At 72.6% G+C, this 8,298-nt stretch carries 15 protein-coding genes; all 15 read right to left on the bottom strand.

Annotated features, from left to right (window positions below):
- Positions 1-136: 136 nt before the first annotated feature.
- Positions 137-517: a RapZ C-terminal domain-containing protein gene (locus tag MXD60_RS27990; RefSeq protein WP_248822694.1), complete on the bottom strand. Its 381-nt coding sequence runs from the start codon at positions 515-517 to the stop codon at positions 137-139.
- A gap of 38 nt (positions 518-555) precedes the next feature.
- Complete coding sequence (locus MXD60_RS27985) at positions 556-750, bottom strand: hypothetical protein (protein ID WP_248822693.1); 195 nt, start codon at positions 748-750, stop codon at positions 556-558.
- Between the two features lie 89 nt (positions 751-839).
- Positions 840-986, bottom strand: a complete 147-nt coding sequence (locus MXD60_RS27980; RefSeq protein WP_248822692.1) for a hypothetical protein — start codon at positions 984-986, stop codon at positions 840-842.
- 12 nt (positions 987-998) lie between these two features.
- Complete coding sequence (locus tag MXD60_RS27975) at positions 999-1,499, bottom strand: hypothetical protein (protein ID WP_248822691.1); 501 nt, start codon at positions 1,497-1,499, stop codon at positions 999-1,001.
- Positions 1,496-1,696 carry a hypothetical protein gene (locus tag MXD60_RS27970; protein WP_248822690.1) on the bottom strand — a complete coding sequence of 67 codons (201 nt, stop codon included), beginning with the start codon at positions 1,694-1,696 and terminating at the stop codon, positions 1,496-1,498. Before MXD60_RS27970 ends, MXD60_RS27975 begins: the two co-directional genes overlap by 4 nt.
- Positions 1,693-1,878 (bottom strand): hypothetical protein, encoded by a 186-nt coding sequence (locus MXD60_RS27965; RefSeq protein WP_248822689.1) that lies wholly within the window; start codon positions 1,876-1,878, stop codon positions 1,693-1,695. The genes MXD60_RS27970 and MXD60_RS27965 overlap by 4 nt, the downstream gene beginning before the upstream one ends.
- A gap of 208 nt (positions 1,879-2,086) precedes the next feature.
- Positions 2,087-4,294 carry an FtsK/SpoIIIE domain-containing protein gene (locus MXD60_RS27960; RefSeq protein WP_248822688.1) on the bottom strand — a complete coding sequence of 736 codons (2,208 nt, stop codon included), beginning with the start codon at positions 4,292-4,294 and terminating at the stop codon, positions 2,087-2,089.
- The gene (locus MXD60_RS27955) at positions 4,291-4,530 is read right to left on the bottom strand and encodes a hypothetical protein (protein WP_248822687.1); all 240 of its coding nucleotides are present in this window, start codon (positions 4,528-4,530) and stop codon (positions 4,291-4,293) included. Before MXD60_RS27955 ends, MXD60_RS27960 begins: the two co-directional genes overlap by 4 nt.
- A gap of 71 nt (positions 4,531-4,601) precedes the next feature.
- Complete coding sequence (locus MXD60_RS27950; protein ID WP_248822686.1) at positions 4,602-4,844, bottom strand: hypothetical protein; 243 nt, start codon at positions 4,842-4,844, stop codon at positions 4,602-4,604.
- Positions 4,845-4,856: 12 nt separating this feature from the next.
- On the bottom strand, positions 4,857-5,966 hold the full coding sequence (locus MXD60_RS27945) for a hypothetical protein (protein ID WP_248822685.1): 1,110 nt from the start codon (positions 5,964-5,966) through the stop codon (positions 4,857-4,859).
- Positions 5,963-6,343, bottom strand: coding sequence for a hypothetical protein (locus MXD60_RS27940; RefSeq protein ID WP_248822684.1), 381 nt, complete (start codon positions 6,341-6,343; stop codon positions 5,963-5,965). Before MXD60_RS27940 ends, MXD60_RS27945 begins: the two co-directional genes overlap by 4 nt.
- A complete protein-coding gene (locus tag MXD60_RS27935; protein ID WP_248822683.1) occupies positions 6,340-6,855 on the bottom strand; it encodes a Pycsar system effector family protein in 516 nt (171 codons plus the stop codon). The genes MXD60_RS27940 and MXD60_RS27935 overlap by 4 nt, the downstream gene beginning before the upstream one ends.
- Positions 6,856-6,943: 88 nt before the next feature.
- Positions 6,944-7,276 carry a hypothetical protein gene (locus tag MXD60_RS27930; RefSeq protein WP_248822682.1) on the bottom strand — a complete coding sequence of 111 codons (333 nt, stop codon included), beginning with the start codon at positions 7,274-7,276 and terminating at the stop codon, positions 6,944-6,946.
- Positions 7,276-7,425: a DUF6284 family protein gene (locus MXD60_RS27925; RefSeq protein ID WP_248822681.1), complete on the bottom strand. Its 150-nt coding sequence runs from the start codon at positions 7,423-7,425 to the stop codon at positions 7,276-7,278. Before MXD60_RS27925 ends, MXD60_RS27930 begins: the two co-directional genes overlap by 1 nt.
- Positions 7,422-7,850: a hypothetical protein gene (locus MXD60_RS27920; protein WP_248822680.1), complete on the bottom strand. Its 429-nt coding sequence runs from the start codon at positions 7,848-7,850 to the stop codon at positions 7,422-7,424. Before MXD60_RS27920 ends, MXD60_RS27925 begins: the two co-directional genes overlap by 4 nt.
- Positions 7,851-8,298 lie beyond the last annotated feature (448 nt).

Below are 8,298 nucleotides of genomic sequence, written 5' to 3'. Positions count from 1 at the left end.
CCGGGCCCCCCCCCGGGGGGGGGGCGTGTGGGGGGGGGGGGGGGGGGGGCGGGGGCGGGCCGGGGGGGGGGGGGGGGGGGGGGGGGGGGGGGGGGGGGGGGGGGGGGGGGGCGGGGGGCCCCCCGGGGGGTGTGGGCTAGCGGTGGACGACGGCCTTGCGCAGGTCGCGGTGGGTGACGGTGACCTTCGCGAAGGTTTGGAGGCCGTCGGCGATGCTGTCGGCGACGGTGGGGGCGCGGTGCCGTCCGCCGGCGCAACCGACCGCGACGCGGTAGGTCGACCCGCGGTGGTCCCTGGCGGTGTCGCGCAGGCTCGCGACGGTGGTGTCGATGAGCTGGCGGATACCGGGGGTGGTCAGGACGGCCCGGCGGACGGCGGGGTCCCGTGCGGTGAGGTCGCGTAGTTCGGGTGAGATGTGCGGGTCGCGGTAGGGGCGCAGGTCCACGACGAGGTCGGCGGCGGGCGGTTGGTCGCTGTGGAGGAAACCGAACGAGGTGATGACGATTTTCCGGGGCATGGGTTCTCCTGAAGGGTCAGGCGGTGGCGGGTGTGGGGTTAGGGGCGGCGGCGGGTTCTGGTTTCGAGGTTCACGTCGGGTTCGTTGTTGCTGTGCACACCACCGCTGATCGCGATCACGCCGATCGCCGCTTTCCCGGCGATTTTCGCGACGTCGCGGCGGGTGACCCTCGTCGACTCGATCGGCTTTCCCGGGTGGTCACCCCAGGAGGTGCGCTCACCGTTCCTTGCCATTGGAATGTGTTTCCTTTCCTGCTGTGACGGCCTGTTTTTGGCATGGGGGTAGCCGGGTGCGAACACGCGGGGGAAAGGGAGAGGGGGTTTTACGGGGTGATGTGGTAGAGCTGTGCGGCGTCGGCGCGGGGTATGTCGAGGCGCCGGCGGATATCGGTGAGCAGAACCCGTGACAGCGGGCGCGCGGCGAGATTCCAGTAAACGTCCCGAATGCGGTTCTCCACACTGGCGGGCATTGGCGGGCCTTTCTACGCGGTGGGGTGTCGGATGAGGAATCCTTCGGGGTGCCGGGTGAATCCCGAACGGCTGAGCCAACCCACGAGCGCCGCCCGGCTGATGTTTCCCTTTTCCTTGTAGGGGGTGGCGTCGATGGCCAGATCGACACCGTCGCGGTCGGCATCCGCGCAGACCCGCCGCAGGAGCCGGGTCGCGCCCTGCTGACGACGACCGGCGGCGGGGGTTTTGATCCGGGTGATTTCCCAGAGGCCATCTGAAATGTCGAACAGGGTGATGTCCGCGCCGCTGCGGTGGTCGACGTAGCTGGTTTTCATGACAGTCCTTTTCCTCTTCCTGGCCGGGGGTCGTCCGCGTAGCTGGTCGATTTCGGCGTTCATCGCCCTGATCCGCCGACGCAGCTCGGCCGCCTCGGCGCTGTGGGGGGCGAGGCGGGACAGGCGCTCGGTCCACGAGGTGATCTGGGCGTCGCGGTCGGCGATCAGCCCGCCGCGTTCGTCCGCGGAATGCGTCATGGGGCTCCTCGTTGGCTGGTGGGGGCGCCCTGGTGCTGGCGGGTGGCCCGCCGGCGGGCGCGTCGGGTTTCGGCGGGGGTGTGGACGTGGCGGGTGCCGTGTTCCCGCTGGTGCACCCGGCACAGGGCCTCGGTGTCGTAGACGTGCGACGCGGCGACGGCGCAGTAGTCGCAGCGCGCCAGGGTGGGCACGCTCATCGCTCCGCCGCGTCGGACCGCCGGCCGGTGGCCCGGGCGGCGCGGCGGGTGGCCTTGACGACCGCCCGGTCCTGACCGGTCGCGGGGTCGGTGAGCCAGTTCGCCCGGACCTTGCCGTCAACGCGGCGACTCAGACCGAGGAACTGTCCCCCGACGATCCGCCCAGGTGCCTTGCGGGTCATGATCCGATCCCTTCGTTGATTACTGTGTGTGACGGTCTATGGGTGTGGGGAGGGAGGGGAGGGAGGGGCCACGAGGTGGCCTGGCCTGTCTCCCGGGGGGGCTAGCAGGGTTGGGGGAAGGGATGTCGGACTTCCCCAACGGGGTGTTTCCGCTGGTGGGACGGGGGAAGTGGGGGCGGGGAAGGGGTTGGGGAAACTTCCCCGGCTCTCAGGCGCTTCCCCCGCCGCTTCCCCCGGCTTGATCGTCACGTTCGGTGATTACCCGGTGGATGTCGGCGGCGCGGACGACGCTCTGTCCGACGGACTTTCCGACCTTGATTCCGTGGTCGGCGAGGGTGGTGGAGAGGGTTTGGAAGGTCCACTTCTCGTAGGTGGTGGGGTTGGCTTCGGCGAGGCGGGCGAGGACGACCTGAGTGCGCACGGGGTCCTCGCCGCGCAGCGCGGCGGCGATGTCGGCGAGGTGGTCGGGCGGCGGCCCCTCGGCGGTGCGGGTGTGGTGCTGGGCGCGGCGCAGCTTGGCGCGGTCGGCGATCACGGCCGCGTCGTCGCCGTCGACGAAGTGGGTGCGCACGGTGATGCTGGACTCCCCCGGCGGCATCGGGACGCCTTCGCCCGTGACGACGAGCGTGCCCTTGTCCAGGCCGTAGCGGAGCTTGTGGGGCGCGGCGCCGCGGTCGACGGCCTTCTCACCGAGGGCCATCCTGGCCTGCGACTCGGTGCCCAGGACGAGGGACGCGCGGATGTGGGCGCCTTCGCGGACGAGTTTGGGGAGGTTCTGGTCGGTGGGGTCCTGGGTGCCTTGGCGCAGGATGACGTTCACGGCGCGGCCCTGGTTGTGGAGCCGGCGGGCGGCCTGGAAGTAGCGGGAATTCGCGGCGGTACCGCCGTAGGGGCGGTTCTGGTCGTCCTTGGCGGGGCACATGAACGCGACCTGTGCCTCGTCGACGACGACTTCGAGGGGGTGCAACCCCTGCCCGGAGTGGGCCATGTCCCGGGTGATGCCGTTGCGGGACCCGGAGGCCTGGACGGCGATGATGCGGCGTTCCATCTCCGCGACGGCGGCTTCGAGCATCGCGGTAGCCGCCATCACGTGGCTGTCGGTGGGTCCCTCGATGAGGGTGGTGGCCAGGCCCTCGAACATCGACCAGTCCCCGATTCCCTTGAGATCGGCGATCCAGAACTCGACGATCGGATCGGAGGCGAGCCAGAGCAGCAGCGCCCGCAACGCCGCGGTCTTGCCCTGGTTCGACAGACCTGTGATCAGCAGATGGCACTGGAACAGGCGCAGCAGCACGGCGTCGCCGCGCAGGTCCTGGCCCCACGGGGCGCGGCCGGTGTAGTAGTCGGCGGTCATGTCCGGGTCGAGGACCAGCGGAGACGGGCCGATCGGCAGGTCGAGCGCGCCAGGGTCGGCGATCCACAGCCGCACGGTGCGGCGCAGCTCACCGGGGATCGTGATGAACACTTCGTGTTCGTGCCGGCCGAGGTTCTCGGCGAGCTTGCGGTGTCGCTTCTGGATCTCCTCCGTACTCGTGCCGGAGGGCAGGGCGACGTCGACCTCGACACCGCAGCCGGCCAGGACGATCGGTCCGAGCATCCCCGCGCCGTAGTCCGGCATGTCCCGGATGCTCTTCCGCAGCTCGGCGTAGCCCAGGTCCCGCAACGCGGTGACCACAATCGATGGGGTGATCTCTTCTCCGACCTGGGCGCGTTGCCCGACGGGCATGAGGCGAGCCGGTAGTGCCGCGCCGTCCTGCCCGGCCCGGCGGGTGGCCGTGATCCAGCCGATGACCGCGCCGAACCCGGCGATCGGGACCAGCACGGTGATGACGGTGACCAGGGTGCGTAGCAGCCAGCCGAGGAAGTGCCAGTAGGCCGACCAGCCCACGCCCAGGGGGTGCACGACCCCGGCGAGGATGCCCAACGCGACGAGCGTCGCGGCGACCACGAGCACCGTCGCCAGCACCGACATCCCGGCGGCGGCGAGGACCGCGGGCAGGTTCGCGACCCGGGTGCGGCGGGATTCCTTCGCGGTGTGGAGGCGGTCGAGCCATGCGGCGAGTTCGGCTTGGTCGCCGCGGGCGCGGGCCGCGCGGATCTGCTCGCGGATCGCCGCGTGGGTCGCGGCGTCCTTCGCCCGGCGGACCAGCACGGCATGGCCCTGCGCGGACTGCACCATCACCCGTCCCGCTGTCCGCGCCAGCTCCCGACCCCCGGCCGGCACCACCGGGGCCCGCCGCGCGGGCGGAGTCGCCGGCGGGACGGCCACCGGCCGGCCGGCCTGGTCGATCACCTCCCCTTCCAGCACCCCCGGCTCCGCCCGGGAGTCGGTCGTGGGTAGCCACGGGCCGGGAAGGACGGTGGCGTCCGGCCCGTCAGGGTCGGACGGGTCGACGTGGGTGGGTTGTTCGCTCATCGGGCACCTCCCCGGAACGCGGCGGTCAGGTCGGGTGGGAGTAGGACGGTGGACGCGCCGAGTGGGCTGATCCCGGCGGCGGTGCCGACGGCGACGTCGAGGCGTTCGACGAGGTCGACCAGGAGCAGAACGGCGAGGCCCGCGGTGCGTAGCGCGAGGACGATCAGACCGAGGAGGACGACGGTGATCGCGGCCCACCAGGGCAGGCGGCGCAGCTCGGCGCGGGCGCCGCTCACCGGTTGCCCCGGGTGGCAGGGTTGGCCCGGCCCGCCGGGCGGCGGGGGGACCGGCGGGCCGGGGCCACGGTCTAACGCTCCAGTGCGGTCTGCTCGGCGACGGAGCTGTACTGGGTGCGGCGCAGCTTGCCCTCGACGGTGCCGAGGTAGTCGGAGTGGACGGTGATCCGCTTGCCGGGGTGCAGCTTCTTCATGAGGCGGACCGCGAGGGAGTGGTGGGTGCCGCAGGCCCGCACGAACACCCGGGCGTCGGGGCAGGTGATCAGGTGGGGTGCGGAAAGGACACAGGTGTCCTGGTCGCAGATCTGAATCATCGGGGGTTCTCCTTACTGGTCGGGGAACAGCTCGGTGTTGATCTGGTCGCGGATCTCCCGGGCGGCGCCCGGGGCGATGTGCAGTTCGGTGCGGATCTGGTCGGCGGTCAGTGGCCGGCGTTGGCGTTTCGCGAGGCGCCGGGCGGCTTTGACCGCGTCGGCCCGGTCGGTTTTCCGCCGGGCCATCGGGTCGATGGGCCGTCGGGGTGCCGGGCGGCTCGTGGTCGGGGGTGGGTCGGCGAGGTCGACCCCGCCGCCACCGGTTTCGGGGCCCGATTCGTGCTGGTCGGGCTCGGTAATCGGATCGGCCGGGACGGATTCGACCGGGCCGCCGTCGGGGTCGAGGTCGGCGAGGGCGGCGTCCCACGGGTCGGCGACGGCCAGGCCGGGGACGACGATCGGGACGAGGCGGCGCCGGCGGGGGGTGTAGGTGCCGGGGGTGTAGACGAGGCGGGCCGTGCCGTCGTCGGCCAGGGCGACGACGGCGTGGCGGGTCGCGAGCCGGCGGGCATGGTCGACGCGGCGTGCGGCGGCGTGGGCGTGGCGGGCGGCGGCACGGTCGGCGCGGCTACGGGGTGGGGAGGCGACGGCGAGTTGGTGGGCGATGACTCCGGCGACGGACACGACACCCATCACCAGTCCGGTCACCAGTCCGCCGGTGGCCAGGCCGTGGGCGAGGTTCAGTCCGAACGCGACCGCGCCGAAGAGCACCACCCCGGCACTCAGCATCGCCGTGGGCCGGTCGGGGTGGCGACGCCTGGAGACCAGGACCGCCATCGCGAACGCCCAGACACCCAGCTCGGAGAGCAGCGGCAGTGCCAGGCCGGTCGGGTTGTCGTAGAGGTCCAGGCCGTACAGGGCCATGGCGGGGATCGCCATCAGCGCCGACACGACGGCCAGCGGGTAGATCAGCAGTTCGACGGCGTGCGCCGACCGCCACGCCGACCGTGCCGCCCGCCTCGTCGCGCGGGCCGCCTGGCGGGCGCTCCGCGAGTCGCGGTCCAGGACGGCCGCGGCGGCGGCGTCGGCGCGGGCCTCGGCGCGGTCCGCGGCCTTGTCGAGACGGTTCTGTTCGGCGGCGGCGGCCTGGTTGGCGCGGCGGGTGTCCGCCCAGCTGGTCATGACGCCACCCGGGCGTAGATCACATATTCCTGGGTGGTGCCGGTCGGGCCGTAGGGCGCCGACCAGCCTTCGGCCAGCTCGCTGACCCGCCCGCCGGATATCCGCTCGATCCACGGGCGCATCCACGTGTGGACGTCGACCAGGCGTAGCCGGTCGTTGTCGCCCCCGAACCCGCGGGTGGGGTGTAGCGCGGCCGGGGTGACACCGGCGTAGGGGATCGGGCCGCCGGTCGGCGATCCGGGCGCGAACAGCGCCCACTCGCCGGTGCCGCAGGGCGGGGTCACCGCCCAGACGTCGCCTGTCGGGGAGCGGTGCGCGGGATGCCACGCGGTGAGGTCCATGCCCTTCCAGCGCCGCGCCCGGATCCGGCCGGTCATGAGGTCGCCAGTCCGGTGATCCCGGTCGCGGCGAGAAGGATCATCGCGGTGCCCAGCAGCGCCAGGCCGATGCGGTTCCCGTGCCACTTCGCGGCGAGGATCGCGGCGAGGGTGTGGGTCTGACGGTCGGCGGCGGCCACCGCGGTGGGAGTGCGGTCCAACGCGTCGCCCAGGACCCCGGCGTCGGCGGCGGCCAGGACGTCCCAGCAGTGGAACACCGCCGCCGGCGGTGCCACCGGCCGGCGGGGGGGAACAGCGGGGAACAGCGACAAGCCCAGCGCGGTGATCCCGCCGGCGGCGGTGCCCATCCCTACCCACCACAGAACCGCTACGACGGTGGGCAGATGGGTCGGGGGCCAGGTCGTGGCGATGAACCCGGCGGCGGCGATCGCACCGGCCAGGACGATCCCGACCTGCCCGTCGGATCGGGCCGCTTCGGCGCGCATGCTGGCGATCAGGTCGGTACGGACGCGTATCCGGTCGGCCACCGGCGGCGGCGTCGGATCGGTCATCACAGCGAACTCCCTTCTAGGGAGAGACGGGGGGTGTGCGGCGGAGACGGGGGACGACCAGGGGTCGCCCCCCCGGGGCGGGTCGGGGTCAGCAGCCGCCGCGGCAGACCGCGCCCTTGCGGGTCAGGTTCAGCACCCGACCCGTCCGGCCGCACCGGTCGCATGCCTGCGGGTTGATCGCGGGGGCGCCGGGCGGGGTCAGGTCAGCGGGCAGGCGGCTCACCCTCACCCGCCCGCGGCTCTTCTCCACGACACCGCCGGGCGTGAGCTGCACCGACGTTCCGGTCAGCCGGTCCGCCAGACGCCGCCCGGCACCAGCGACCCGGTCCCCGACCGCGCCCGACGGGTTGCACGCCCGGCACAGGTCCTTGCCCTTCTTGCCCCGACCCCTGCACTGCGGGCACACCCCCGGCTTCGTCATCACGCCACCGCCGGCCGGACGTCCGCCAGAACCTCGACGATCAGCACGTCGACCTCGGCGAGACCGGCCGCGATCAGCGGCCACTCGCGTTCGATCGCCCGCAGGTCACGGGCCGTGGGACCGGACAGGCCATCCAGGTAGCCGCTCATCGGACCGGCTCCGCGAACTCGGCGTGGGCCTCGACGATGACGTCAGGGTCGGTCAGGCTGGCCCAGAGCTGGACGGGGACCACCCCGATGGTCGACTCCGCCCACACGAGCAGGCAGGGGGTCTTCGACATGGAGACGTGGATCGTCGGGGCGCCCAGGGGGCGCAGCGTCTTCAGGGCGCGGCGGAACGCGGCCAGCCGCTCCCCGTCCCGCGCACCCCGCGGTGACGCGATCGCCACCGTGGTCTCCAGCACCACCGGGGCCGATTCCTTGTACCGGTAGGCGACCGGGGACACCCTCACCTCAAGTGGCACATCCACCAGCGCCAGCAACGCCAACGCCACCTCAAGCGTGGCCACCTGACCCGCCACGATCTCGGCATCCACCACCGGCACCACGACCGACGGCACGGCAACGGCGCTCATCGGCCACCACCCGACGCCGGACGCTGCACCGGACGCGACTTCGAGCAGGACGGGTGACCCCGCTCCGACGTGTACGACACGCCGCAACGGCCACACGTCCGCCACCGCAGCCGAGCGAACCCCGACATCAGCGACCACCACCCGACGTACCACGCCGACCATCCACGATCACAGTCCACCGGGACGGCTCACGATCACCCGGCAACACCGGCCACGGCCGATCACCATCAGCACCCGGAAACACCCGGGAAAGGGCATGATTGAACAAGGTCTTCTCCTACCGGGTTGGCCTCGGGACCCCGACGCGTTGCTTGCCGGCTGGCGTCGGGGTCCTCGTATGTCTGCGGGACGGCCTGAGCCGCCCCTAAGCGCGAGTGGCGGGGGCGGGGGGGGCGCCCCCCCCCCCCCCCCGCAGGGGGCGCCCCCGGTGGGTGGTTGGTTGATTTTT

Source organism: Frankia sp. AgB32, from assembly GCF_023243045.1.
GTDB lineage: Bacteria > Actinomycetota > Actinomycetes > Frankiales > Frankiaceae > Frankia.
Note: the sequence above shows the minus strand (reverse complement) of the source record. Positions and strands in the feature narration are given on the sequence as shown.